Source organism: Spirosoma oryzae (assembly GCF_003002825.1).
GTDB lineage: Bacteria > Bacteroidota > Bacteroidia > Cytophagales > Spirosomataceae > Spirosoma > Spirosoma oryzae.
In genome coordinates this window covers 66,777-92,400 of record NZ_PVTE01000013.1, presented here as the reverse complement: position 1 = coordinate 92,400, position 25,624 = coordinate 66,777, and the positions used below count along the sequence as shown (strand labels likewise).

Here is a 25,624-nt window from a genome sequence, read left to right as displayed (position 1 = left end):
CTGTTAAGTTCTCCGATTTAGCAATGATAATAGGCAAATTTCCTTCGGTTCATCTACCCCCCGCCCCCTAAGAGGTTGTTTGGGGAAGGCGTCAACCATGTAAAATAGCCTTTTTTGTCATCCCGAGCCTGCGAGGGATCTTCGGAAAATAGCAAAGAAAACCGCCTTTTAGTGAAGATCCCTCGCAGGCTCGGGATGACAAAACCATTCCCCAAACAACCTCTAAAGGGGGTGAAATTTGCACACGAACAGCTCCCCCTTTAGGGGGCTGTGGGTAGGGCGGATCAGAACTTAACAGTCCTGCCATGAACCGTATACCGTTTTTACTGGCCCATTTTTAGGATCAGGTCGAACTCGTCGGGGCGGACGGGCATTACCGACAGCCGCGATTGTTTGATCAGCGCCATGCGCCCCAACAGCAAATCCGCACGGATCTGGGCCAGCGTAACCGGCTTGGCGAATTTCATCACCGGCTCCAGTTCGACAACCACCCAGCGCGGATCGTCGGGGCTTGTCGGGTCGGGGTAGGCTTCCCGCACGACTTTAGCCAATCCAACCACGCCAGGTTTGGTAACGCTGTGGTAAAACAAGACCTGATCGCCGAGTTTCATGGCGCTGAGGTTGTTGCGAGCCTGGTAGTTGCGTACACCATCCCAGACGGCGCGGCCCTGCGTAGTAAAATGGTCCCACCCGTACTTGTCGGGTTCAGACTTAACAAGCCAGAAGTTCAAGGGGAATGTTGAGTGATAGACTGATCGAATGATTGAATTGTTGAATGGTAGACTTACGAATCATGGGGCAACAGACTATAGACGCACGGGGAGCCGTCAATCATTCTGTCATTCTATAATTCAATCATTCAACCAAGATTTATCAATAATAATCGTCGTGGTCCTGTCCATTGCCGTAGGGGTCGTTGTAATCGTCCTCGTCGGCGTATTTCGATCCGGCACCCAGGGCTTTCTTCAGGATCACCACCTGTCCCGTATGATAGAGGTCGTGGTTGATGATACCGTGCAGCATGTCGTAATACGTGTAATCACGACCGGGTACGATGTCTTCCAGAAATTCGTCGTCGTCGCGTTTGTCGAGTTCGTTGATCAACTCCTCCTGACTCAGGCTCAGCTCCATTTCGAGGGCTTCCCACTCGAAATCATCAATCTTGTCGGGGAGCGCACCGAAATTCTTATCGGGCGTCAGGATATCGAAGTTGGCGTCGCCCTGCATTTTCTTGACGCAGAAGATTCGCCAGCTGGTCATGTGAAACACCAGTTCGGCAATGTTGTGGGTGTTGGGCGCGATTCGGCGACCAGCCATGTCGGGCGTCACACCACGTAACGCTTCCACCACCGACGGACCATGCCAGGCTTCTTCACCTTCATAGGTTGTGTTCAGCAGGTCGATGATCCGTATTAATTCGTCATTAGGCACCATAGTGATCGGGGGGCTACAGCAGTGAGCGTTGGTAAAAATCTGTCGAAAAGCAGTCGCAATACTGTGTACTACTTATTCGAATCGATTTATGTTGGCTACTGCTGCAACATAGTATTGTCTGCGTAGTTCTGGCGGTTTTGCGGCAACCAGCCAATAGCTCGTATTCAGTAACGCTATTAAAATTGCATTTATGACAAAGGTACGGCAATAATGGTGTCCACGGCAACATACACGGCGCGTCAGCCTGATTAAACGGGTATCGCGTACTATCCGTTATTACCAGGCCAGCCGTCTATCGATTAGTTTAGATTCAGCCCGATGGTCACCCCGAGGTAAGGCTTGTTGTGGTAAATCCAGACCCGGTTATCGGCGCTTATCAGGTTTTCGAATCCCAGCGCCAGCCCTGCCGTGAACGTTTTGTAGCCGACAATGCTGGCCAATCCGTAATTCAGCCCCAATGCTTCGTATTCATCCGAGACGACGCCGTTGGTCGTAAACGAACTGACCAGTGCCGAGCCGATACTGGCAAAACTACCCAGCCCGAAACTCAGCGACCGGATTTCGGATCGGCGTTCCCGCCGAAAGAACAGTGTTCGATAACCACCACGGTCATAGCGTAGCCCAACGTAAACGCCCACGTTCGGGTTGGTATTCAACTGCCCCGGACGGCCTTCCTGCGGAAACCGGAACTTAAACGGCACGGTAAACAGATCGACGTCGAACGATTTAAGCTGATAATTGAACCAGGGACTTTCTTCCTTGATGCGCTTCAGCACGGGATTGTGGTGCACAAACAGCACAGCCGCCGAGTCCGACTGATCGAGTGTACCGGGATCGGTATCAGCCGGGGGAAGCGACTGGGCGATAAACTCGGCAAACAGCGTATCGTTGCGTTCGTACAGGCCAGCTTTTGTCAACTGCGTGTTTAGTTTCGACACGACCTCCCCGTTCTGATACGTAAACAGCGTCTGCCGGGGTCGAACCTGAAAAATATCGTCCAGTTCCAGAATCTCGGATCGTTGGTGCAAACTGGCGCAGGAAGTCATCAGCGAAGCGAATGCAATCAGTAAGGAGAAATGTTTCATACGGCATGGTCAATGCCGCAAACATACAACGTCCCCAACAGATCCCCCCGCCGATACACATCTGTTCACCATTTGTTCATCCATTGCCGGAAAGCAACGAGTGGAGAGCTTGCCGAACAACGGCCTTACTGGCGCTTGCCAAAATCCGTCACCCAGTAGTGTTTGTAGGTGCTATTGGCATTGTAGCCATAGCCCACGCCGACTTCGGTGAAATTGGCGCTCATGATGTTTTTGCAGTGGCCCGGCGATTTAAGCCAGCCGTCGACCGTCGCGCGAACGGTTGTGTAACCAGCTGCGATATTTTCACCCGCTGCCCGCCAGTTGTAGCCGGCCCGCGTCATCCGGTCCCAGGGTTGCGACCCATCACGCCCCGTATGGCTGAAGTAATTGTTGGTCGCCATGTCGACCGCGTGCGCGTCGGAAGCGGTGTTGAGTTGCGTGTTGAGCGCCAGGGCCGGAACGGCCGGGTACGTCGTCGTTCCGCACTGACACGACTTCGACCGGGCCTGATTGATATAGGTCAGCATTTCCTGCTGCTGCGCGGAGGTAGCCGCAGCCACTCTGGCTCCCGACAAATCGGGCGTTACGGTAATCCCATCTGAGGTAAGGTCGCTACGTTCTATATAAGTCGATGATTGCACCGGTGCGGGTGTTTGTACTGACGAATCCGACTCGGTCTGGCAGGCGGTCACGCTGGCCAGAAGCGCCAGCGCGACAAACAGGTAAGAAATACGTTGCATAAAGCGTAAGGTGATTTGTTGATTAAACGGCAGTTTTCTCAACTTAGTACATCCGTGCGCTTATTGTCTTGGGCAGCTTCCAGCTGTCGGGGACGGCCTTCCCTGCAAACAAAATCAGCAACAGGTGTGAACCCGTTGCTGAAAACCGTAAACTATATACCGGATAGGATACCGAGCACTTATTTCCCGACGCGCCAGTTACCGGTTTCTACGTTGGGGCGTAATAAGTATACGTCCAGAATGGCGTAGGGCCGGGCCAGGTATTCGCGGATAAGCGTGCGGAACGAGTAGCCGTCGGGCACGTCCTGTGCCGCAAACGCGACGGCTTCTATACCTTCGTGATTCCCGATGAAGAGCGCCCGCGTGTTGTGAAAATTCTGCGAGATGATCGTGATTTTCTCCTGGTTGAATACCTCTTTGCAGCGAACGACCGAATCGAAGGTGCGGTACCCGGCATAGTCGAGCGTCATCACCGACGCCGGGACACCCAGCTTGACGAGCGCCCGTTGCATATCAGCCGGCTCGTTATAGTACTCCGAATCGTTGTTGCCGCTCAGCACAAGGTATTTTACTTTCCCTTCTTTCCAGAGCCGGGCCGTCGCTTCCATGCGGTAGCGGAAAAAGAGATTTTCCTTGCCCGAGCGCACAAACTTGCTGGTGCCCAGTACCAGGCCAACATCGTTGGCGGGCAGTTTGTGAATATCGAAGTAGGTCTGCTGCCGCGTATTGTACACCACCCACCAGTTGCTGGCCAGTATGAGCACCACCCCCGCAAACGACAGGATGATGATACCTTTCAGAATGCGCTTTACCACGCGCACGCTCGCATCCTCCGTATGGGGCATGTCGTCGGCATAATCGGTGGCAAAGGTGGTGTTCATAACCTGATCGCAGCGTATGGCTAAAATTAAGAAAACAACCCTAATTGTGCCGTTTCTTTTGGTTCCGGCTCATCAGTTTCTACCAGTTCCGGCTCCCGAACGGCAGCGGGTGCTTCTTTGACGACTTTTGGTTCCAGCAGTTTAACGTCCTTTACGCGGGCAAAGGGCAGTTTGTTGCCAAGGGCCTTCCAGCCCCGTATTTCGATAAACCCTTCCGGCTCCAGCACCATTTTTTCTACCGGCCCCCGATCTTTTACCTGATGTACGATTTCGATCCGTGGGTAACGATCCGTGGTCACGGCCAGGTTTTTCGATCCTTTCACGTCGCCGATAAAGCTGAATTTCTTATCGAGCGTCGTTGTCTCTACCTTGAATCGCTTCACGTACCAGGCTTTCTGATTGGCTTCGTAATACACCGCCGACACCACCGTTTCCGGCTCGAACCGGCTCAACGACTGAATCTCGTTGGGCTCGTAGCGATTCGTCAGGTCGAAGCTGGTCAGTTCGTACTGGCCGTCTTTGTAGATCACCAGAATGCTGTCCTTCGCATCGAACTTACCGAGCAGACGGCCCCGCTCGTCGCGGTTGAGCCGGCCCAGGTGTTCGTCGTACCAGATGTCGACGCCACCCAGGGTCGATACCCCGCCACTTTTCTGGGTAATCTTCCGCACGGGGTATTTGGTCAGGATATTCCCCTGCGCCGAGCGGTTTTTGATACCGACGCTGGCAAAGTCGTAGTCGAACTGCTTGATCTTGGCCGAGCTTTGCGCCGTCAGGTTCACCGTAATTACCTCGGCTTCCCCATTCTCGTTGGCACTGAAGTACGTGATCTTCGACTTGGGACTACCCATCGTCAGATCGTATTCGCGATCGCGGGTAACGCCCGTGATGGGGAATCGTTTGATCATCGAGATGCCCGATTTCGCGTCCAGATACACAAGGTTATAGATTTTCCGTTCGTCGTTCTTCTTAAAGACCGATACGTAAATAATATCCTTACCGACGAATACTTTATCCTGCACTTTCGACACCATGCACACCCCATCGCGCCGGAACACGATAACATCGTCGATGTCGGAGCAGTCGCTGACGTACTCGTCTTTTTTCAGCCCGTAGCCAATGAAGCCGTTTTCGCGGTCGACGTACAGCTTCTGGTTGGCAGCGGCCACCACGCTGGCGGCAATGGTGTTGAAGCCCCGAATCTCGGTTTTGCGCTCGCGCCCCTTGCCATATTTCTTTTGCAGGTCTTTGAAGTACGCGATGGCGTAACGGGTCAGGTTGGCGAGGTTGTCTTCCACTTCGGCCAGTTCCTGTTCCAGCTTCCGCATCAGTTCCTCCGCCTTAAAGCCGTCGTACTTCGAAATCCGCTTGATCTTGATCTCGGTCAGCCGGATCAGGTCATCTTCGACGATCTCACGGTAAAACTGCTTCTTGAACGGTTTCAGCGCCTTGTCGATCGTTTGCAGAACGGCCTCGAAGGTCTCGCACTCCTCGATTTTGCGGTAGATGCGGTTTTCGATAAAGATCTTTTCCAGCGAACTGTACAGCAGCCGTTCCATTAGCTCACTCCGGCGAATCTCCAGTTCACGCTGTAACAGACTGACGGTCTGGTGCGTGTTGACTTTCAGAATGTCGGTAACGCTGACGAAGTGGGGCTTGTCGCCGATGATGACGCAGGCGTTGGGCGAAATACTGACTTCACAGTCGGTAAAGGCGTACAGCGCGTCGATCGTAACGTCGGGCGAGACACCGGGTTGCAGGTGCACCAGAATCTCGACGTCGCGGGCCGTATTGTCGACCACGGCGGCCACGTTACGGCTCGGCGCTTTGATCCGGATCTTACCCAGCTCAGCCGCTTTGACGATGGAATCGATCAGTTGCGAGGTCGTTACGCCGTAGGGAACGTCGCGGATCGCCAGCGTCTTTTTGTCGACCTCTTCGATGCGGGCCCGCACCCGGACTTTACCGCCCCGATGCCCGTCGTTGTAGTTGCTGACGTCGATGAGACCGCCCGTCTGAAAGTCGGGATAGAGTTGCACCGGCTTGTCTTTCAGAATCTGAATCGACGCATCGATCAGCTCGTTGAAGTTGTGCGGCAGCACCTTTGTCGACAGGCCCACGGCAATTCCTTCCACGCCCTGCGCCAGCAGCAGCGGAAACTTCACCGGCAGGGTTACCGGCTCGCGTTTCCGACCATCGTAGGTCAGTTGCCACTCGGTCGTCTTCTCGTTGTAAACCGTATCGTGGGCGAATTTCGACAGCCGTACTTCGATGTAGCGGGGGGCAGCCGCACCGTCGCCGGTACGCACGTCGCCCCAGCTTCCCTGCGTGTCGAACAGCAGCTCTTTCTGACCAATGTTGACCAGTGCTTCACCAATCGACGCGTCGCCGTGGGGATGGTATTGCATCGTCTGCCCGATTACGTTGGCCACCTTGTTGAAGCGACCATCGTCCATCTCGCGCAGCGCGTGCAGAATGCGTCGCTGAACAGGCTTGAAACCGTCTTCGACGGCCGGAACAGCCCGTTCCAGAATCACGTACGACGCGTAATCGAGGAAGTAGTTTTCGTACAGGCCCGACACGACCGTCTGGTCATGCAGCACCTGACTTTCAGGAGAGGAGTCAGCCGACTGTCCATCGGGTTCGGTGGTCGATAGTGGCTCAGCATTGGCGGGAGTGGTATCGCCAGGCTGCTCAGCCGACTCGTCCATCGGGTCCAGATTTTCTTCGTCTATCATGAATGATTACACAAACTTGCTATGAATATCGAACGGCTGCCTGTGACCAAAACAGCCGCCGTTCGATTCCCTAAATATACGAAAAAATGTTAAAAAAACCCGTCCTATTCGCTACAAAGCCTGAAAGCGTAGCCGGCTGCGATCAATAGCCCCGGCCTAGTTCAATCGCATTTTCGAGGGGTTGTCCTGATTGAAAACGGCTCAGGTTCCGCAGCAGCTGCGCTACTTTTCCACCATCCTCATTGGGCAGTCCGCCACCGGTATGCTGGGTCAGCAGCACGGTCGGCAGGGTCCACAACGGACTGTCGGCGGGCAGCGGTTCGACTTCCGTGACGTCGAGCACCGCCCCGGCCAGTTTACCCGCTTGCAGCGCGTCGATCAGGGCCGGTTCGTCGGTCGTACTCCCCCGCCCGACGTTGGCATACACGCAGGTCGGGGGCATGGCAGCGATGACGTCGGCCGAGACGAACCCTCGTGCGGTACCGGGCAGGCAGTTGATGACCAGGTCCGTGTCAGGCAGTTCCGCCAGTAGTTCTTCCGTCGTGTGCAGGTCGGCCTGCGGATCGGTGCGCGCCAGCATCCGGACTGTGCAGTCGAAGCCCGTCAGCATCTGCCTGACGGCCTGCCCGATGGTCCCGGTACCGAGTATCAGCACGCGCTTCCCCCGCATCACCTGCATCTGTTCCCGCAAAGGCGCGCCGATCCACTCGCTGCGCTGTTGGAGCTGGGCCAGCTCCGGAATACGCCGGTACAAGCCCAGAATGCCCGCGATCATGGTTTCAGCGCAGGGCCATGCAAAATAATCGCCCATGTTGGCGACCTGCGCGGCCGTTTCCACCTGGCTGAATTTGTCGAAACCCGCCGAGTCGATCTGCCAGAAGGCCAGTTTGGCCGGGCCGTTAGCAAACCAGTCAGGCGGTGGATTACCCAACAGCGCGTCCGATTGTTGAAAAGCTTGCTCCTGCTCCGACTCGGGCAAGTCCTGCCGGAACACCAGTGTCACGTCGTCGGACACGCCCTGCTGTACCTGCTTTTTTACGGGTTCAGTCAGTGTCGGATATATGAAGAGTTGCATAATGAAGCGTAGTTAGGTTGTCGATTCTGGTTATACGGTAGTAACAGTTGATTCGATTGATTGGATTATTTTGCATAGCCTGTAGCCTGGATCGGTCCGCGCCACGATAGCGCCCACCGCGTGGCGACCACCGCGTGACGACCACCGCGTGACGACCACCGCGTGACGACCACCGCGTGGCGTCCACCGCGTGGCGTCCACGGCTAACCCATCCGTCCGGTTATTCCCTTTGATGCAATTGGCCTGACGGCCTCCAGACGTGGACGTCTGGGCTACAAGTCGGCTACAGGCACAAACACGACGCGTCCGGCTTCGGGGAAGCGGGTTTGCGCGATGGGCGGGCCGTACCGTTGGTAGAAGCCAGCCAGTTGCGCGGGAGTCAGCAGGTCGGGGTACAGGTTGATACCGGCGAAGTGATTGGTTCGCAAGAAACTATCCAGAAAACGCCAGTCTGCGTCCGTGAAGGTATGGCCGGGTGCCAGCAGACGGGGCCAGTTGTCGCGCAGAAACGGTTGAATCTGATCGGGGTGCAGCCGCCCAAAGTATTGCCCGACACCTTTTTTGTCGTAGAAGCGCCGAAACGTAAACACCGCGTTCTGCTGCTGGTAGTACGGACAAAGTCCTTCGTTCCGACCTATACCATCGGCCCCGACCGTACAGAATGGAAAATCGAGCACGGCCACACCGGGCTGCTGCCGGATCACGGCGCAGTAGTGCAGTACGTCGTCGGATACCATCGGTGTCGGCACAGAGCTACGGAGCCGGTAAACCGTGTACCATTCCGCGCCCAGTAACCCCAGCACGCCTATGCCAACCAGTGCGCCAACGCGATGCCGGGGCCACCGCACCGATAAGGCCAGCAACCCAAACAGCACCGGGTACACCAGACTGGCCCGACCACCGTGGCGGTTATACGTAAACCAGGGAAACAGTTTGAGCGTCGGTAACAGCGTTGGGTGGTAGAGCAGACAAAGCACCAGCATCAGTACGACCGGCAACCACAACGCCATCCGTCGACGAAGCTGCCACAGACCCAGCCCGGCCAGGATAACCAACCCCAGCCCCGGACTCCCCTGCCCGAAACTTTCGTACGCATCGTGAATCAGCGCCGAGTACTCACGATCGAACGGGTGCAGGCCGGGCAGATACGGAATCAGCAGCCGCGCCGGATTCGACCAGAGTGGGGCCAGTGGCACCTCGGCGAAGTCAAACGCCCACGCCCCGAAGGCAATCTGAATCGTCAGCGGCAGATACAACCATAGGCTCATCAGAATCAGCCCAATCATTAACCCGCTCAAGGCACCAACTGGATCGGGCTTGAGTACGCCCCTAAAGATTGGGCTTGCCAGAATCGCCCTGTTTGCTTGCGTGGATATTAGCTCCGGCGCAGTAGCCGATGCATACCACCGCCACAGTCCCCAGGCCAGCACGGGCAGCGCCAGCGTCGTAAACGTCAGGGCATAGCCGGCCACGTACGCCAGTTCCTGACCCAATACCTGCACGTGCAGCCACACCCAGCCCAGCACAAACGGCAGCGAGAGCGGTCGGCGGTCGAGTACGTCGCGCAGCAGGCGGTACGTCGCTACCATACACAGTACCGTCCAGTGGTCGATGCAGACGTTCATATGCACCGGAAATTTCCAGGTCGCATACATATTAAAGACCGACACGGCCAGCCCAAACAGCGCGCTTTTGACAAAACCATAGCGCGCCGTCAGCAGCGCACAGCTACCCAATGCCGTCAGCAGCAGGGTGTAGACGTAATAGTATTGCAGGTACGGTCCCGGTCCGTCGAATAGCCAGTAACAGACCGCGTACCAGTAGTCACGCTCGAAGCCCCAGTCGAGAAAAATCTGGTTGATGCCATACGGGTAAAACGTCTGGTTGTTGAGCAGGTGCAGGTACGGCCACGGCCAGAGCGTCAGGTTTTTGATGAACACATAGCCCACGTACTCGAACTGATCGGTATCGGTACCGTCGGAGAGCGGCCGACTGAAATCACCCACGATGCCGATCGCCAGCAGCCCCGTCAGCACGCCCAACCCCATCCACGCCAACCATAGCGGATAGCGGATTTTCCGATGCGGTACGACTGGAGGAGTGGCTAAGCTAGACATAAATAGTTTTTGACAGGATTACAGCCGGGCCGCCGGGCGGATTGACAGGATTTTATGTGATTCATTCATCGCCTTGGGGTCAGGTCAGGAACGTCAGCCCAGCCTGACCTGACACGTTATGACTTAAATAAAATCCTGTCAATCCTGTAATCCTGTCAATAAAAATCTGGTCGGGCAAAAGTCTCGGTAAACGGCTATTTTTGCAATTCATTTTGCGGGATCGTCGTGCCGACATCCCCCCATCTACTCCGTATGGCCGATTACAATCACCAGCAAGTCGAAAAAAAATGGCAGCAGTTCTGGGATGAGCACAACACGTTCAGCCCCGAAACCGACACCGACAAACCAAAGTACTACGCGCTCGATATGTTTCCTTACCCGTCGGGGGCGGGGCTGCACGTCGGCCACCCGCTGGGGTACATCGCGTCGGACATTGTTGCCCGCTACAAACGACTGAAAGGGTATAACGTACTGCATCCCATGGGCTTCGACTCCTTTGGTCTGCCCGCCGAGCAGTACGCCATTCAGACCGGGCAGCACCCGGCCGTAACCACCGATGCCAACCTGACGCGCTACATCGAGCAACTGAAAAATATCGGCTTCAGCTACGACTGGACCCGCGAAATCCGCACGTCGGACCCGGCTTACTACAAGTGGACGCAGTGGATTTTCATGGAGCTGTTCCGGTCTTGGTACAACCAGGAAACGGACCGAGCCGAGCCTATCGAAACGCTGATCGCCAAGTTTGCTGCCAACGGAACGGCGGGCGTTCGGGCAGCCTGTGATGATGACGCACCAAGCTTCACCGCCGACGAGTGGAACGCCCTGAGCGAAACGGAGCAATACGCGATTACGCTCAAGTACCGCCTGACGTTCCTGGCCGATGCGGTCGTGAACTGGTGCCCGGCCCTGGGCACGGTACTGGCTAACGACGAAGTAAAAGACGGCGTATCCGAGCGGGGTGGCTACCCCGTCGAGCAGAAGCTGATGCGGCAGTGGATGATGCGGATCACCGCCTACGCCGACCGGCTGCTCACCGGCCTCGACACCATCGACTGGACCGAATCGATCAAAGAACAGCAGCGCAACTGGATCGGCAAATCCGTCGGCGCATCGGTTCGGTTTCCGGTTTCCGGTTTACAGTCTACGGACAGTACGTCAGCCACCGAAAACCGAAAACCGAAAACCGGAAACGCCGTAAACTATATCGAGGTTTTCACCACCCGCGTCGATACCATCTTTGGCGTGACGTTTATGGTGCTGGCTCCCGAACACGAACTGGTGCCGAGCCTGACGACACCCGAACAGCAGCGGGCCGTCGAAGACTACATTAACGCAGCCAAGATGCGCTCGGAGCGCGACCGGATGGCCGATGTGAAAGGTGTGTCGGGCGTGTTTACGGGCAGCTACTGTCTCAATCCGCTGAACGACGCGCCGGTCCCCATCTACCTGGCCGACTACGTGCTGGCAGGCTACGGCACGGGTGCGGTCATGGCCGTTCCGTCGGGCGATCAGCGCGACTACGGTTTCGCGAAGCATTTCAACCTGCCGATCATTCCGGTTCTCGACGCTCAGAAAGACATCGATCAGCAGGCCGATAACACCAAAGAAGGTCACTATATCAATTCGGGCATCATCGACGGCATGACCTATAAGGAAGCCACGGCGACGCTGATTAGCTGGCTGGAAGAACGTGGTCTGGGCAAAGGCAAAGTCAATTTCCGCCTGCGCGACGCCGTTTTCAGTCGGCAACGCTACTGGGGCGAACCCGTACCGGTGTATTTCGGCGAAGCTGGTTTACCGTACCTGATTGACGAGAGCGACCTGCCACTCGAACTGCCCGCCATCGACAAATACCTGCCGACCGAGACGGGCGAGCCCCCGCTGGGCCGCGCCGAGGGGTGGAAATACAAGGGAGACTACGACTACGAGCTGAGCACGATGCCGGGCTGGGCGGGCTCGTCGTGGTACTGGTATCGCTACATGGACCCGCAAAACCCCGACCGCTTCGCCAGCGAATCGTCGGTCGATTACTGGCAGAACGTGGACCTGTACATCGGTGGTACCGAGCACGCAACGGGTCACCTGCTCTACAGCCGGTTCTGGAACAAGTTCCTGAAAGACCGGGGCTACGTGCCACAGGATGAGCCGTTCAAAAAGCTTATCAACCAGGGCATGATTCAGGGCCGGAGTAATTTCGTGTACCGGATCAAAGGCACTGGTGTCGAAGGCGTTGCGCCGGTGTTCGTGTCGCTCAACCAGATCAACGGACAAGATGTAACGCCCCTGCACGCCGACGTGAACCTTGTCGACAATGACGTGCTCGACATCGATGCGTTCAGAAAGTCACGCCCTGATCTGACGGAAGGTGCCGAGTTCGTCACCGAACCCGACGGCAAATACATCGTTGGTGCGGAAGTGGAAAAGATGTCGAAGTCGAAGTTCAACGTGGTGAACCCCGACGACATCGTCGCCAAGTACGGGGCCGACGTCTTGCGGCTGTACGAAATGTTCCTTGGGCCGCTGGAGCAGGCCAAACCTTGGAATACCAATGGCATCGACGGCGTGTATCGCTTCATCCGTAAGTTCTGGCGGCTGTTCTACAAAGACACGGCAACCGGGGAAAGCGAATGGATTGTCACCGACGAAACGCCCACGCCTGCCGAACTGAAAGTGCTGCACCGCACGATTCAGAAAGCGGAGAACGACATTGAAACGTATTCGTTCAACACGTCAGTGTCGGCCTTCATGGTCTGCGTCAACGAACTGACGAGTCTGAACTGTCACAAGCGGAGCATCTTGCAGGAACTGGTGCTGCTGCTGTCGCCCTACGCGCCCCACGTTGCGGAGGAGTTGTGGGCCAAACTGGGCAACGAACCCGGTACGGTATCCTACGCACCGTTCCCGGTCTTCAACCCGAACTACCTGGTCGAAGACTCGTTCGAGTACCCAATTCAGATCAATGGAAAAGTGCGTACCACGCTCAGCTTCCCCGTCGACCGGGCACCGAAAGAAATCGAGAGCGAGGTACTGGCCGACGAGGTTGTGCAGAAGTGGCTGGAAGGCAAGACGCCCAAGAAAGTCGTTGTCGTGCCCAAGCGCATCGTCAACGTGGTGATCTAATTACGTTCGCGTACTTCATTCGATAAAGGTCCGACTGGTTAGCTGGTCGGACCTTTGTCGTACAGGACGTTCAGGCACCAGGTAGCGTCATTATATCTCGATGAAAACGGCGATTCGCTTACAACGCTTGTCATTGTCTTGCGCTCTCTTTAGCAAAGTCGCAGCCTGTTCTGTCCTGTTCGTCAAGCAAACTCTCTACTGCCTTGTTTCACCATTCTCTCAAACGCATCATGATCTATCAAAAGATGGCTTTCGGACTAGCGCTAGTCGCAACACTCGCTAGTTTCACCAGCGAAGCTACGCAGCGTGTTACAACCAATCTGTCCAAATCAACGGCCCGGCATTTGCCACAAATCAAGGCTGTAGCTCCACCGATGGTAACTGTTCCGTTTACGGTAATTCAGCGCTATTTTGTTAAAAACACGGTCAAGAACGCACCGGCCAACCCCCGAATTGACGATCGGGCTACGTTCGACAAGCTGTTTGGCGCGGCTGCGGTTATGGGTACGAATGGCCTGCCCACGTCGATCGATTTCGCCAACCAATCCGTCATTGCGGTTATCAGTCCCGAAACGAATCGGGCCACGGAGCTACTGCCGGTAAGCCTTGTCAAACGCGCCGATGGAAAGCTGGTATTCAGCTACAGGAAGAAGACAGGGGCCACTCAGACCTACACGACACGGCCTTTCCTGGCTGTTCTGATCGACAAACACGTGACCGGAACGGTCGTACTGAGCGAACAGCGGTAGTTTCGATTGAACGCTGGCCGGACAGACGCCCCGGTTCACGCCAGTATAAGTCCTGTTCGTCGGAATTGCGATTACGGTGAGGTCAGGTACCGGTCGGCTCGTACAGTCAACGCAACCCGAACCGACCATGCCCCTCTCGACCATCGGCCTTATCCATGTCATTGCAGCTGTAGAAGGCAGCATACTGGCCGGCAAGTTCAGTCCTTTTCATATCATGGCTCTGTTCATTACCGCTATCTGCGCCCGAATTCGCTAGCTTTGCCCAATGAAAAACTGCATTGCTGCGGGTCTGCTGGTGCTTTCGCTGGCGGGCTGTTCGCCAAAGACCTATACTCGCGTTCCGGCGGGAAAATCAGCCGATTTCTTCGGATACCACCCGAATCAAACTCCCAAAATTTCAGCGCACCGGGGCGGTGGCGACCTGAAAGGATACCCCGAAAACTGCCTCGAATCGTTTGCCTATCTGGCGAAACAAATGCCGGTCGTGATCGAGTGCGACATCGACCTGACCAAAGACAGCGTACTGGTGATGATGCACGACCAGACGCTCGACCGTACCACCACCGGTACGGGTAAGCTCATCGAGAAAACCTATGCCGAACTGGCTCCGTTTCGGCTCGAAGACAATATGGGCAACCTGACGCCCTACAAAATCCCGACGCTCGAACAGGTGCTGCGTTGGGGAAAAGGCAAAGTCACGTTTACCCTCGACGTGAAGCGGAATGTATCATTCGACAAGGTGATCGACATGGTACACCGGACGGGTGCCGGCGACTATGTAGCCGTGATTACCTACAACGCGCCCGACGCAGCGAAGGTCAACAAACTCGACCCGAACCTGATGATCTCAGTGACGATCCGGAACCGCGCCGAATACGATCGGCTGCACGACCTGGGTATTCCCGACAACCGCATGCTTGCGTTCGTAGGTGTAAAAGAGCCCGACGCTGACCTGTACCAGTTTCTGCACCAGAAAGGCATTGCCTGCATCCTGGGTACGCTCGGTAACCTCGACAAACAGGCAGCCGCCAAGGGTGATCAGGTATACAAACAGTTTGCCCGCAACGGTGCCGACGTCATGTCGACCGACCGCCCCCTAGAAGTCTGGCAGGCCGTACGTCCGTAAGCGTTGCGTTGATTCACCCCTAAATCCCCAGTAGGACGGTCGGTCGCTGCCAACCGTCCTGCTGGACAGGGTTGTTAAGTTCTAGTCCACTACCCCCCAGCCCCCTAAAGGGCTAATCTTGTAGGGGTTTCACGTCCTGTACTTAACTGGCTTTATGGACAGGCTTTTTTACCCCTAAATCCCCTGAAGGGGACTTTACTCGCACTTAGAAAAAGTCCGGCAGCGGCCGACCGCCCTTCAGGGGATTTAGGGGTAAAAAAGCTCCTTTGCGAAGTGCTCGGTTTTGAAGGCTCAAAACCCCTACAAGGTTAGCCCTAAAGGGGGAGCGTTCCACGAAGAAACTACTCCCCCTTTAGGGGGCTGGGGGGTAGTGGACCGAAGGAAATTGGGCTAAGTCAGCGCCAATTCAAGAACTTAACAGCCCTGCCCGTCTGGGGATTTAGAGGTGAAAAGACCAGTCGTTGACAACCACCCTGCCTCTCGGCGAATTTAAAAAATGGGGTAGCTCGTGTAAAATCGCAGCTAGATCAAGTAAAGGAGTGATCGGCTACGCTTCTTTGGGGCGTGAACTCAACGATTCTCCATGACAGTTTTCCGGTGTATTCTGCCCCTCTGTGCGCTCTGCCTACTCATCAGCGTCGCCCACGGCCAAGCCCCGTCATCGGCCACCGCTACCATCAACTGGAACAAAGCCGCCGACAGTGCTGCCGCAACGCTTGACCGGGATTTCTACGACCCCAACACACATTACTACCACAACTCAAACCGGGGCGACACGACTTTTCACTACTGGCCACAAGCCCACGCCCTCGACGTATTGACCGACGCCTATCTGCGCACCCGCTCCCCGCGCTACCTGACCCGGATGAACGAATGGATGGACGGGGTTCGCCGGAAAAACGGCAACACCTTTCTCAACGAATATTACGACGACATGCTCTGGAATGCGCTGGCGATGCTGCGGGTCTATGAAGCCACGCACGACAAAAAATGGCTCACGGCGACGCTGACACTTTGGGAAGACATCAAAACAGGCTGGAATGAAACCATGGGCGGAGGAATTGCCTGGCGGAAAGGGCAGCGGTACTACAAAAATACCCCCGCCAACGGCCCCGCGATCATCCTCGCGGCCCGGCTCCACCGCCTGCTGCGTCGCCCTGCCGATCTTGCCTGGGCCAAACGCATTTACAACTGGGAGAAAAAGACACTGGTCGATGCGGCATCCGGCCTGGTCTACGATGGCATCAACCAGGACAACGACGGTAAGCTGAACACCCGCTGGAAATTCACGTATTGCCAGGGCGTCTGGATCGGTGGCGCGCACGAGTTGTACAAGATCACCAAAGACCGGGCCTACCTGACCGACGCCGTCAAAACCGCCGACCTGTCGCTGACCGATCCGACGCTGACGACCAACGGGCTGATGCGCGACGAAGGCAAAGGCGACGGTGGCCTGTTCAAAGGTGTCCTCGTACGCTACCTCACGCAACTGGTCCTGGAGCCCGGCCTCGACAAGCCCCGCCGAAACCGATACGCAGCCTTTCTGCGGACCAACGCGCAAACCCTCTGGCAGCAGGGTACGGCCCGCCCGGCGCTGGCGTTCGGCACGTTCTGGCAACGCCCGCCCGCCGGTGGTCACACCGACCTGCCTACGCAGCTCAGCGGCATCATGCTCCTCGAAGCAACCTCACTTCTGGAGCGCAGCCGGATATTCTAGCAGCAAACCAGCAGGATACGATCCGGTTGTCTGGCTGAAAAAAGAGAAAGCGAGCTGGTTATGGTCGACCTATATCAGCGAACAGTGGTACGATCCATACGGGCAAAACATAGGTGCACCACGCGCCTTTCTCCTGAACCCCGTGAATCAACTGCGCACATATTCGGTTAGTTGTGTACATTTGCAGCACTTAACCCTGCACTAAAGCGGCACTCCAACGTGCCGCTTTTCATAGATATAAAAACCTATTAAGTCGATAGAATTTAAGAACTATGAATCAATCGGACGAGCTGATCAAACCGGACGCTCCCTCCATCGACCTGAATGGCTTGACAGTAACGGTACAGGGGCCACGGGCAAACGAGCAGGCTAAGGCGTTGCGAACTACCTTTCCGGCGGCTAAGATCATGGCTCCCGGCACAGCCACACTGACTACCGATTCGCTGCTGCTTCGCCGACGGACACGTACCGAGATTGCGATTTACGTTTTCGCGTCGCTGGCGCTGATGATCGTTGGTCATTTGCTGTTCAGCTACTTCACGCTGGATCGCATCTCGCTGATCGCACATTCCGTTGAGCTTACACCCGATATTTTCTATTACCTAATGGCCGGCTTTGTCGCGCAGATGATCGACGGCGCGCTGGGTATGGCCTACGGTGTCACAGCCACCACGTTCCTGACCAGTGTCGGCATCAGTCCGGTGTTCGCGACGGCCAGCGTTCACAGTTCAGAGATCTTTACGTCGGGCGTGTCGGGCTATATGCACCTCAAGTTCGGCAACGTCAACAGCCGCCTGTTCAAAGCCGTGCTGATACCGGGCGTCATCGGTGCGGCACTGGGCGCGTTTCTCATCACCGCCCTGTCGGACATGGAAATCATTGCTAAGTACCTCTCCCCTGTCATTTCGGTATACACGGCCATTCTGGGCGTCCTGATTTTGCAGAAGGCACTGGTGAAGCGAACGGAGAAAAAGCCGGTTCGCAAAATCGGTCTGCTGGCCTGGTTCGGCGGCTTCGTCGATGCCATTGGCGGTGGCGGCTGGGGCCCGATTGTCAACTCGACGCTCATTGCCGCCGGTCGTCATCCGCGCTACACAATCGGTTCGGTCAACCTGGCGGAGTTCTTTGTCTCGTTCGCCAGTTCCGTAGTTTTCGCCCTCTACGCTGGTTTAGGCAACTACGGAATGGTAATTTTGGGGCTGATTCTAGGTGGTATGATTGCTGCACCCATTGCCGCGCATCTCGCCCAGCGCCTGCCTGTTAAAACGATGATGATTCTGGTCGGTATCGTCATTATCATCGTCAGCCTCAGAAAGATTATTTTGTTCTTTTAAACAAGAAAAAAGAGAATAGACAAAAGAAGATAGACAGTTACTCACTTTGAGTTTTGTTTCGCTGTAACATCTTTCTTCTTACGTCTATCTTCTTTCTTCTACTCCTATGAAAAAGCAAACCAAAGCCATTCGTACCCAGGCGGCCAAATCGCAAAACCGCGAACATTCCGTGCCGCTGTATCTGACGTCCAGTTTCGCCTTCGAGAGTGCTGAACAGGGAAAAGCCCTGTTTGACGAAACCGAAGACGGGAACATCTACAGCCGCTTTTCGAACCCCAACGTCACCGAGTTCGTCGATAAGGTGTGTATGCTGGAGAACGCAGAAGACGGCATCGCGACGGGTACGGGTATGGCGGCAGTGTTTGCCAGCATGGCGGCTCTGCTTAAATCAGGCGATCACATCGTGGCCTGCCGGGCCCTGTTCGGTTCAGCGCATCAGATCATCACCCAGATTCTGAGCAAGTGGGGCATCACGCACACCTACCTCGATGCGACGGCAACCGAAGCGGAGTGGGAAGAAGCGATTCAGGCGAACCCAACGAAAATGGTTTACCTAGAAACGCCGTCGAACCCCGGCCTCGAACTGGTTGACCTGACAATGCTTGCCCGGCTGAAAGCCAAATACGGCTTCATCCTGAACGTCGACAACTGCTTTGCTACCCCCATCCTGCAACTACCCATCGACCTCGGCGCTGATCTATCGATTCACTCGGCAACGAAATACATGGATGGGCAAGGCCGCGTGCTGGGTGGGATTGTCGTGGGCTCGAAAGAGCTGATTCAGCCAATTCGGTTTTTCGCCCGGCATACGGGTCCGTCGCTGTCGCCCTTCAACGCCTGGGTACTGTCGAAAAGCCTGGAAACGCTGGAGCTGCGCATGGATCGGCACTGTAGTAATGCCCTGGCCCTGGCCGAAGCACTCGACGTGCATCCCGATGTAGCACTGGTGAAATACCCATTTCTGCCTTCGCACCCACAGTACGAGCTGGCGAAGCAGCAGATGAGCGCCGGTGGCGCCATCGTGACGATTGAACTGGACGGTGGCTTCGAGCGGGTCAGTGCTTTCTTCGCTGCCCTACAGATTCCAACGCTGTCGTCGAACCTCGGCGACTCCCGCACCATCGTTACCAACCCGAACACGACGACCCATGCCAAGCTGAAGCCGGAAGAGAAAGCCGCTCTCGGCATCACGCCCGGCCTGATCCGGATTTCGGTTGGCCTGGAAGCCATCGAAGACCTCATCGCTGACTTCACGCAGGCCATCGAAAAATCGGCCGACGTGGTAGCGGCCACCGTGGTAACGGCCGACGTGGTTAAGGAAAACGTAGCGTAAATACCCCCCCAGACTAACGCTGATCGTATGAAAACGCTGACAATAAATTTACCGGATTCCGAAGATGAACAGGATATGCGGATGCGCGTCGCTGGCTTTCTCATGGAAAACGGCATCTACACGTACGGGCAAGCGGCTGATTTAGCGGGAGTCTCGAAACGGGAGTTTATTGAGACGATTGGTCGTTACGGGTTTTCTATTTTCAGTAGTGAGATAGCCGATATGCTTGCCACTAAACAGCTAGATTTTGATATCGAAGCGATGAAAAAAGTGAAACACTATACTGGCGTAGACAGACAGCAACTTGATCACATTGCGGATAAAATGGATATCCAGGAATCATTTGATGAACTCATCAGCATGGTCGCCAAATGAGGTATGTGCTGGATACGAACATTGTCATAGCGTACCTGCGAAAGCATCCGTTGGCCCAGTTCATTGATGATACGTACGATATTCTGAGCAGTCAGAATGACACGTTTATTTCAGTCGTGACAGTAGGAGAATTACGCTCACTTGCCTTGCAAAATAATTGGGGCACACAGCGAACGACGCTATTGAACGACTACTTGAATCGCTTCCTTGTGACAGATATAAACGTAGAGACTGTTATTCAGCGTTACGCGATTATCGACGCATACAGCCAGGGACGCTTGGCTACCAATCCGCTTTCCGGCTCCGCCCGGAACATGAGCAAAAACGATCTTTGGATTTCGGCAACAGCCTCTGTACTTGGCGCTACGCTACTTACAATGGATCGAGATTTCGACCACCTACATAGTCAGTACGTCAACGTTGCGTACATACGTTTGAACAACCTCGGAGCATGACAACCCGATATCGACTCCTGATCATATTCCTATTACTTACCCTCACCCAAGGTTTCGCGCAGAAGAAGCCGCTGCGGGTGGGCGTGGCCGGACTGGTACATTCGCATGTGCATCAGATTCTGAGCACGATCGGCAAGTCGGGGGAGATCGAGGTCGTGGGTATTGCAGAACCCAACCGCGAACTGGCCGAGCGATTCGCCAAACGGTACGGGTATCCGATGAGTATGGTGTATCCAACGGTAGCGGAGATGGTCGCCAAAACGAAGCCCGAAGCGGTTACCGACTACGGCCGGATTGTCGACCACCGCAAAACGGTCGAGGTTTGTGCGCCGGCCGGTATTCATGTCATGGTTGAAAAACCCCTGACGACGACGTACGCCGACGCAAAAGCAATGGCGGCACTGGCGCGGAAGCACAATACACAGTTGCTGACAAACTACGAAACGACCTGGTACGGCAGCAATCACAAAGCCTACGCCATCGCGAACCGTGACAAAGCCATTGGCGACATTCGTAAGATCGTCGTGCACGATGGTCACGAGGGTCCGAAAGAAATCAATGTCGACCCGGAGTTTCTGGCGTGGCTGACCGACCCGGTTGCCAATGGGGCCGGTGCCCTGTTCGACTTTGGATGTTATGGCGCGAATCTGTCTACCTGGTTGCTGCATAATCAGCGGCCCACCACGGTGATGGCCGTCACGCAGCAGATCAAGCCCGACATCTATCCGAAGGTGGACGACGAAGCAACGATTGTGCTGACTTATCCGAAGACGCAAACGATTATTCAGGCGTCGTGGAACTGGCCGTTCAGCCGCAAAGACATGGCCGTTTATGGCCGGACGGGTTACGTAACAACGATCGATGCGACGCGGATGCGGGAGCGGTTGCCCAACGAAAAAGCTGAGCACGAGTTGCAGGCTACCGCGTCGGACGCGCCGGCCACGAATCCCTTTACATATCTGGCGAAACTATTACGGGGCGAAACCAAACCCGACGAGCTGACGTCGCTGGAAAACAACCTGATTGTCGTGGAGATCCTCGACGCAGCCCGTCAATCAGCCAAAACAGGAAAGGTTGTTCAATTAAATTGAGTCTTTGTTATGCTAGTAGAACCAACCAACCACACGCGGGAGAGCCTGACCGAGCAACTGGCGGGCTTGTCGGAAGTCGATGCGCTGCGTCGGCTGGCCGAATTATACCCCGGTCAGATTGTCTTTTCGACCAGTCTGGGGTACGAAGATCAGGTTATCACCGACATGATTCTGGCCAACGACATTCCCATCCGCATCTTTACACTGGACACGGGCCGGATGTTTGCCGAAACGTATTCAGTCTGGAAAAAGACCAACGACCGGTATGCAGCTAAAATCGAAACGTTCTTCCCGGAACGGGCCGCCGAAGAACAGCTGATGACCGAGAAAGGGCCGTATAGCTTCTACGATTCGGTCGAAAACCGGAAAGAGTGCTGCGGCATCCGCAAAGTCGAACCGTTGAACCGGGCTTTGTCGGGGCAGAAAATCTGGATTACGGGTATCCGCGCCGAGCAGTCGCCCAATCGGCAGACGATGACACAGGTTGAACGCGACGACGCCCACGATCTGTTCAAGTTTCACCCGCTGATGAACTGGACGTTCGATGAGGTGAAGGAATACGTCAACGTTAACCACGTGCCCTATAACCCCCTGCACGACCGGGGTTTCGTCAGCATCGGCTGCCAGCCCTGCACCCGCGCCATTCAGCCGGGCGAAGACTTCCGCGCCGGTCGCTGGTGGTGGGAAGACAACTCAAAAAAGGAATGCGGCCTTCATAGTCATGAAGAATCATTTAAAGCATGACCGACTATATATCAATACTGAATAGCCAAATAGAAGAAATCTCTACTATCAAGAATGGGAGTGATTTTAAAATATGGCAGCAGTCGAGTGCTAATATCTTACGTCGATCTTTTGGGGAAAGTAGTTCACAAGTTAAGCAGCTAGAAGAGATCAAATATTGGCACAGCACACCACCAATTCGATTAGGCTCACGTTCAAGGTTTGACTCATACGAACCTCCGATGTATGTACCTCAAGACAATTTAGTTCACTGCATTGATCAATCTCGTAAACTTCTAACTGCATTTGTCAGAGAACTCACAGTTCTTGGCCTTCCATCTCAAAATTCTTCTTCTGGTCATAACGGTATAAACATACACGTCAACCAATCGCAGACGGTTAATCTTAACGTAGTAATCAGCTCATTGCGAGAAGAACTGACTGGTAAGCAGTTTAACGAGATCGACTCTATCATAAAATCAAAGAGTGATCTCGAAGACAAAAAGAGTAGTCTCAAAGACAAACTCGGCAGTTTTGGCAGTGATGTATTATCAGGTGTCTTATCGAGTTTACTTACAAACCCTGATGTCTACAAATTTTTCAATTAGACATCTCAAATAACTATATGGACTACTTGGATCAACTTGAATCGGAAGCGATTCACATCATGCGGGAGGTGGCTGGACAGTTTGAGCGCCCCGCCCTGCTGTTTTCGGGCGGTAAAGACTCGATTACGCTCGTCCACTTAGCGCTGAAAGCCTTTCGGCCCGGTAAATTCCCGTTCCCGCTCGTGCATATCGACACGGGCCATAACTTTCAGGAGGCCCTCGACTTCCGCGACGATCTGGCGAACTGCATCGGCGAAAAACTCATCGTGCGTTATGTCGAAGATACCATCCGCACGAAGAAGCTGAAAGAACCGACCGGCCGCAATGCCACGCGCAACGGGCTACAAACCTTCACGTTGCTCGACACGATCGAAGAGTTTGAGTTCGACGCCTGTATCGGTGGTGCCCGGCGCGACGAGGAAAAAGCACGGGCTAAAGAGCGGGTCTTCTCCGTGCGCGACGAGTTCGGTTCATGGGACCCCAAGCGGCAGCGACCGGAGCTCTGGAATCTGTACAACGGCCGGATTCACAAGGGCGAAAACGTGCGCGTGTTTCCCATTTCGAACTGGACCGAACTCGACGTCTGGAATTACATCCGACGCGAGAAGATCGACCTGCCCAGTATCTACTTTGCCCATGAGCGGGAGCTGATCGTGCGCGATGGCAAGCTGATGGCAACGGCCGGGGGCGTCATCAAACCCGAAGCCGATGATCAGATCGTCACCCGTCAGGTTCGGTTTCGCACCGTCGGCGACATTTCCTGTACGGCCGCATCGCCCTCGGAAGCCGCTACGCTCGACGCTGTCATCGACGAGATTCAGGCAACGCGCATCTCCGAACGGGGTGAAACCCGCATGGACGATCAGCTCTCCGAAGCCGCTATGGAAGACCGCAAAAAAGGGGGGTATTTTTAAGCAATAACAGCTGACGCAATGCTCGTAACCGATTTTGGCTCATTTGAACAGTATCTGCGTGATCAGCAGGTATTCGACCAGTTTGGTTTATCTCAGATTGGCGTGTTCGGCTCGTTCGCACGTGGCGAATCGTTTCGGGACATTGACCTCTTGATTGACGAGCCAATTCCCTATCAGCAGTTGATTGCGCTGCGCGAAAAACTCCAGAACGATTTACGTTATTCGGTGGATGTGATGTTGCGGGCCTACGCGGAACCAATAATTCTAAACCGCGCTCTGAACGATATTCGGTATGCAACCCGCGCCTAAAACGGATCTCGTTTATTGCCTGCGTATTCTGGAAGCTATTGGCAAAATAACGATTTATGCCAACGGATATGAAGATCCTTTTGCCTTTTTCGACGCGAACGATCAAAAGGATTTTAATGCCTGCTTGTTGCAGTTGTTGCACATCGGTGAGCAGGTAAACCGGCTTGGTGAATCGACCCGTCCATTCCTTGGATCGACATCAAAGGGCTCCGTAACCTGATCGCGCATGACTACGTCGGCATCGACAAGTTGGTTGTGTTCAAAACCATCCGCTTCAGCTTGCCCACCTTTAAACAGCAGCTTGAGCAACTCATTCGAGACGGCTTGACAAGCGGCCTGTTTGCAACAGCAGATTATACACTGTCGAAAGAAAGTAATTACTATCGACACATCAATTTTTCTGACATTCAGTAAATGGATTTACTTCGCTTCATAACCGCCGGCTCGGTTGACGACGGCAAGAGCACGCTCATCGGGCGGCTGCTTTACGATTCAAAATCAATTCTGGTCGATCAACTCGAAGCCATCGAGCGGGCCAGCAAAAGCCGCGACGACGGCGAAATCGACCTCGCCCTGCTAACCGACGGCCTTCGTTCGGAGCGCGAACAGGGCATCACCATCGACGTAGCGTACCGGTATTTCCAGACGCCCAAACGCAAGTTTATCATCGTCGATGCTCCGGGGCATATTCAGTATACTCGCAACATGGTAACCGGTGCGTCGAACTGCCAGCTGGCCATCGTGCTGGTCGATGCCCGACACGGCGTCGTTGAACAGACCCGCCGTCATTCGCTCATCGCCAGCCTGCTCGGTATTCCGCACATCGTCGTGGCGGTGAACAAAATGGATCTGGTCGATTACTCGCAGGATGTGTTCTCGGACATATGCATTCAGTATGCCGACCTGGCGAAGAAGTTGAACGTTGAGCAGGTGACGTACATTCCAATGTCGGCGTTAAATGGCGATAACGTAGTCGACCGGTCGGGCGCTATGCCGTGGTACGACGGCTCGACGCTGCTGGAGCATCTGGAGACTGTCGAGCTGAGCAACGATTTTGGCGTTCAGCTACCGGGCCGTTTTCCGGTGCAGTATGTCATTCGTCCGCAAACCGCCGAGTTGCACGACTACCGGGGCTACGCGGGTAAGATTACCAGCGGTACGTTCCACAAAGGCGATACGATCACGGTGTTTCCGTCCGGCGAAACCTCGACCATCGACGCTATCGAAATTGCTGGCAATCACCTCGATATGGCCGAAGCGCCACAATCGGTCGTGCTGCACCTGTCGAGCGATGTCGACATCAGCCGGGGCGATTTGATCGTCCGGTCCGACGCCCTGCCGACGAGTAGTCAGACAGTTGAAGCCATGCTGTGCTGGATGGACACCAAAGAGTTTAAAGTCGGTAACAAATACGTTTTGCAGGTGGGTACCGCCCGGACGCGCTGCTCTGTGCGGGAGATCGCGTACCAGTTGAACGTCAACACCTACGAAGAAACGGAAGACGTCGACAGTCTGAAACTGAACGACATGGCGAAGATCGTCCTGCGGACGGCCCAGCCCATCAGCTTCGACTCGTATCAGCAGAACCGGGCAACCGGGGGCGCTATCCTGATCGACGAAACCAGCAACGTAACCGTTGGCGCGCTGATGCTGATCGGCGAAGCCTAACCCACTTTTTTCGGTATATTTGGAAAAAC

General features: G+C 55.1%; 25 protein-coding genes. 17 read left to right on the top strand and 8 right to left on the bottom strand.

Annotated features, from left to right (window positions below; translation table 11 throughout):
- Positions 1-323 precede the first annotated feature (323 nt).
- The 8 genes from CLV58_RS16090 to CLV58_RS16055 form a co-directional block, all read right to left on the bottom strand.
- Positions 324-731: an EVE domain-containing protein gene (locus tag CLV58_RS16090; protein WP_106138857.1), complete on the bottom strand. Its 408-nt coding sequence runs from the start codon at positions 729-731 to the stop codon at positions 324-326.
- Positions 732-873: 142 nt separating this feature from the next.
- Positions 874-1,434 carry a DinB family protein gene (locus CLV58_RS16085; protein ID WP_106138856.1) on the bottom strand — a complete coding sequence of 187 codons (561 nt, stop codon included), beginning with the start codon at positions 1,432-1,434 and terminating at the stop codon, positions 874-876.
- 299 nt (positions 1,435-1,733) lie between these two features.
- Complete coding sequence (locus tag CLV58_RS16080) at positions 1,734-2,519, bottom strand: hypothetical protein (RefSeq protein ID WP_106138855.1); 786 nt, start codon at positions 2,517-2,519, stop codon at positions 1,734-1,736.
- A 125-nt stretch (positions 2,520-2,644) separates the two neighbouring features.
- On the bottom strand, positions 2,645-3,259 hold the full coding sequence (locus CLV58_RS16075) for a CAP domain-containing protein (RefSeq protein WP_106138854.1): 615 nt from the start codon (positions 3,257-3,259) through the stop codon (positions 2,645-2,647).
- 179 nt (positions 3,260-3,438) lie between these two features.
- The gene (locus CLV58_RS16070; protein WP_211300865.1) at positions 3,439-4,140 is read right to left on the bottom strand and encodes a SanA/YdcF family protein; all 702 of its coding nucleotides are present in this window, start codon (positions 4,138-4,140) and stop codon (positions 3,439-3,441) included.
- Positions 4,141-4,166: 26 nt separating this feature from the next.
- The gene (locus CLV58_RS16065) at positions 4,167-6,878 is read right to left on the bottom strand and encodes a DNA gyrase/topoisomerase IV subunit A (protein WP_106138853.1); all 2,712 of its coding nucleotides are present in this window, start codon (positions 6,876-6,878) and stop codon (positions 4,167-4,169) included.
- Between the two features lie 142 nt (positions 6,879-7,020).
- Positions 7,021-7,953 (bottom strand): D-2-hydroxyacid dehydrogenase, encoded by a 933-nt coding sequence (locus CLV58_RS16060; RefSeq protein WP_106138852.1) that lies wholly within the window; start codon positions 7,951-7,953, stop codon positions 7,021-7,023.
- A 272-nt stretch (positions 7,954-8,225) separates the two neighbouring features.
- Entirely contained in the window at positions 8,226-10,070 is a 1,845-nt protein-coding gene (locus tag CLV58_RS16055) for a hypothetical protein (protein WP_245882351.1), read from the bottom strand.
- A 252-nt stretch (positions 10,071-10,322) separates the two neighbouring features.
- On the opposite strand from CLV58_RS16055, the gene leuS reads away from it, so the two are divergent.
- The 17 genes from leuS (at position 10,323) to CLV58_RS15980 (ending at position 25,595) form a co-directional block, all read left to right on the top strand.
- Positions 10,323-13,193 carry a leucine--tRNA ligase gene (leuS, locus tag CLV58_RS16050; protein ID WP_106138850.1) on the top strand — a complete coding sequence of 957 codons (2,871 nt, stop codon included), beginning with the start codon at positions 10,323-10,325 and terminating at the stop codon, positions 13,191-13,193.
- Between the two features lie 230 nt (positions 13,194-13,423).
- Complete coding sequence (locus tag CLV58_RS16045; RefSeq protein WP_106138849.1) at positions 13,424-13,942, top strand: hypothetical protein; 519 nt, start codon at positions 13,424-13,426, stop codon at positions 13,940-13,942.
- A gap of 127 nt (positions 13,943-14,069) precedes the next feature.
- A complete protein-coding gene (locus tag CLV58_RS28990) occupies positions 14,070-14,198 on the top strand; it encodes a hypothetical protein (RefSeq protein WP_281257920.1) in 129 nt (42 codons plus the stop codon).
- Between the two features lie 9 nt (positions 14,199-14,207).
- Positions 14,208-15,068, top strand: coding sequence for a glycerophosphodiester phosphodiesterase family protein (locus CLV58_RS16040; protein ID WP_106138848.1), 861 nt, complete (start codon positions 14,208-14,210; stop codon positions 15,066-15,068).
- 583 nt (positions 15,069-15,651) lie between these two features.
- On the top strand, positions 15,652-16,785 hold the full coding sequence (locus tag CLV58_RS16035) for a glycoside hydrolase family 76 protein (RefSeq protein ID WP_106138847.1): 1,134 nt from the start codon (positions 15,652-15,654) through the stop codon (positions 16,783-16,785).
- A gap of 272 nt (positions 16,786-17,057) precedes the next feature.
- Positions 17,058-18,119 carry a sulfite exporter TauE/SafE family protein gene (locus tag CLV58_RS16030; protein ID WP_106138846.1) on the top strand — a complete coding sequence of 354 codons (1,062 nt, stop codon included), beginning with the start codon at positions 17,058-17,060 and terminating at the stop codon, positions 18,117-18,119.
- Positions 18,120-18,225: 106 nt separating this feature from the next.
- Entirely contained in the window at positions 18,226-19,452 is a 1,227-nt protein-coding gene (locus tag CLV58_RS16025; RefSeq protein ID WP_106138845.1) for a trans-sulfuration enzyme family protein, read from the top strand.
- A gap of 27 nt (positions 19,453-19,479) precedes the next feature.
- Positions 19,480-19,827 carry a UPF0175 family protein gene (locus CLV58_RS16020; protein WP_106138844.1) on the top strand — a complete coding sequence of 116 codons (348 nt, stop codon included), beginning with the start codon at positions 19,480-19,482 and terminating at the stop codon, positions 19,825-19,827.
- Positions 19,824-20,282, top strand: coding sequence for a PIN domain-containing protein (locus tag CLV58_RS16015; RefSeq protein WP_106138843.1), 459 nt, complete (start codon positions 19,824-19,826; stop codon positions 20,280-20,282). Before CLV58_RS16020 ends, CLV58_RS16015 begins: the two co-directional genes overlap by 4 nt.
- A complete protein-coding gene (locus CLV58_RS16010) occupies positions 20,279-21,373 on the top strand; it encodes a Gfo/Idh/MocA family protein (RefSeq protein WP_106138842.1) in 1,095 nt (364 codons plus the stop codon). Before CLV58_RS16015 ends, CLV58_RS16010 begins: the two co-directional genes overlap by 4 nt.
- 9 nt (positions 21,374-21,382) lie before the next feature.
- The gene (locus tag CLV58_RS16005; protein ID WP_106138841.1) at positions 21,383-22,117 is read left to right on the top strand and encodes a phosphoadenylyl-sulfate reductase; all 735 of its coding nucleotides are present in this window, start codon (positions 21,383-21,385) and stop codon (positions 22,115-22,117) included.
- On the top strand, positions 22,114-22,704 hold the full coding sequence (locus CLV58_RS28050; RefSeq protein ID WP_146141449.1) for a hypothetical protein: 591 nt from the start codon (positions 22,114-22,116) through the stop codon (positions 22,702-22,704). Before CLV58_RS16005 ends, CLV58_RS28050 begins: the two co-directional genes overlap by 4 nt.
- A gap of 17 nt (positions 22,705-22,721) precedes the next feature.
- Positions 22,722-23,618, top strand: a complete 897-nt coding sequence (gene cysD, locus CLV58_RS16000; protein WP_106138840.1) for a sulfate adenylyltransferase subunit CysD — start codon at positions 22,722-22,724, stop codon at positions 23,616-23,618.
- Positions 23,619-23,636: 18 nt separating this feature from the next.
- On the top strand, positions 23,637-23,927 hold the full coding sequence (locus tag CLV58_RS15995) for a nucleotidyltransferase family protein (RefSeq protein WP_106138839.1): 291 nt from the start codon (positions 23,637-23,639) through the stop codon (positions 23,925-23,927).
- Positions 23,911-24,147, top strand: a complete 237-nt coding sequence (locus CLV58_RS15990) for a hypothetical protein (RefSeq protein WP_106138838.1) — start codon at positions 23,911-23,913, stop codon at positions 24,145-24,147. Before CLV58_RS15995 ends, CLV58_RS15990 begins: the two co-directional genes overlap by 17 nt.
- Entirely contained in the window at positions 24,099-24,341 is a 243-nt protein-coding gene (locus CLV58_RS29185) for a HepT-like ribonuclease domain-containing protein (RefSeq protein WP_106138837.1), read from the top strand. Before CLV58_RS15990 ends, CLV58_RS29185 begins: the two co-directional genes overlap by 49 nt.
- Complete coding sequence (locus CLV58_RS15980) at positions 24,342-25,595, top strand: sulfate adenylyltransferase subunit 1 (RefSeq protein ID WP_106138836.1); 1,254 nt, start codon at positions 24,342-24,344, stop codon at positions 25,593-25,595.
- Positions 25,596-25,624: the final 29 nt, after the last annotated feature.

Bases quoted from the DNA above. Each gene is read 5' to 3' on its own strand.
- CLV58_RS16085 (WP_106138856.1), bottom strand. From the start codon at position 1,434: ATGGTGCCTAATGACGAATTAATACGGATCATCGACCTGCTGAACACA.
- CLV58_RS16080 (WP_106138855.1), bottom strand. From the start codon at position 2,519: ATGAAACATTTCTCCTTACTGATTGCATTCGCTTCGCTGATGACTTCC.
- CLV58_RS16075 (WP_106138854.1), bottom strand. From the start codon at position 3,259: ATGCAACGTATTTCTTACCTGTTTGTCGCGCTGGCGCTTCTGGCCAGC.
- CLV58_RS16070 (WP_211300865.1), bottom strand. From the start codon at position 4,140: ATGAACACCACCTTTGCCACCGATTATGCCGACGACATGCCCCATACG.
- CLV58_RS16065 (WP_106138853.1), bottom strand. From the start codon at position 6,878: ATGATAGACGAAGAAAATCTGGACCCGATGGACGAGTCGGCTGAGCAG.
- CLV58_RS16060 (WP_106138852.1), bottom strand. From the start codon at position 7,953: ATGCAACTCTTCATATATCCGACACTGACTGAACCCGTAAAAAAGCAG.
- CLV58_RS16055 (WP_245882351.1), bottom strand. From the start codon at position 10,070: ATGTCTAGCTTAGCCACTCCTCCAGTCGTACCGCATCGGAAAATCCGC.
- leuS (WP_106138850.1), top strand. From the start codon at position 10,323: ATGGCCGATTACAATCACCAGCAAGTCGAAAAAAAATGGCAGCAGTTC.
- CLV58_RS16045 (WP_106138849.1), top strand. From the start codon at position 13,424: ATGATCTATCAAAAGATGGCTTTCGGACTAGCGCTAGTCGCAACACTC.
- CLV58_RS28990 (WP_281257920.1), top strand. From the start codon at position 14,070: ATGCCCCTCTCGACCATCGGCCTTATCCATGTCATTGCAGCTGTAGAA.
- CLV58_RS16040 (WP_106138848.1), top strand. From the start codon at position 14,208: ATGAAAAACTGCATTGCTGCGGGTCTGCTGGTGCTTTCGCTGGCGGGC.
- CLV58_RS16035 (WP_106138847.1), top strand. From the start codon at position 15,652: ATGACAGTTTTCCGGTGTATTCTGCCCCTCTGTGCGCTCTGCCTACTC.
- CLV58_RS16030 (WP_106138846.1), top strand. From the start codon at position 17,058: ATGAATCAATCGGACGAGCTGATCAAACCGGACGCTCCCTCCATCGAC.
- CLV58_RS16025 (WP_106138845.1), top strand. From the start codon at position 18,226: ATGAAAAAGCAAACCAAAGCCATTCGTACCCAGGCGGCCAAATCGCAA.
- CLV58_RS16020 (WP_106138844.1), top strand. From the start codon at position 19,480: ATGAAAACGCTGACAATAAATTTACCGGATTCCGAAGATGAACAGGAT.
- CLV58_RS16015 (WP_106138843.1), top strand. From the start codon at position 19,824: ATGAGGTATGTGCTGGATACGAACATTGTCATAGCGTACCTGCGAAAG.
- CLV58_RS16010 (WP_106138842.1), top strand. From the start codon at position 20,279: ATGACAACCCGATATCGACTCCTGATCATATTCCTATTACTTACCCTC.
- CLV58_RS16005 (WP_106138841.1), top strand. From the start codon at position 21,383: ATGCTAGTAGAACCAACCAACCACACGCGGGAGAGCCTGACCGAGCAA.
- CLV58_RS28050 (WP_146141449.1), top strand. From the start codon at position 22,114: ATGACCGACTATATATCAATACTGAATAGCCAAATAGAAGAAATCTCT.
- cysD (WP_106138840.1), top strand. From the start codon at position 22,722: ATGGACTACTTGGATCAACTTGAATCGGAAGCGATTCACATCATGCGG.
- CLV58_RS15995 (WP_106138839.1), top strand. From the start codon at position 23,637: ATGCTCGTAACCGATTTTGGCTCATTTGAACAGTATCTGCGTGATCAG.
- CLV58_RS15990 (WP_106138838.1), top strand. From the start codon at position 23,911: ATGCAACCCGCGCCTAAAACGGATCTCGTTTATTGCCTGCGTATTCTG.
- CLV58_RS15980 (WP_106138836.1), top strand. From the start codon at position 24,342: ATGGATTTACTTCGCTTCATAACCGCCGGCTCGGTTGACGACGGCAAG.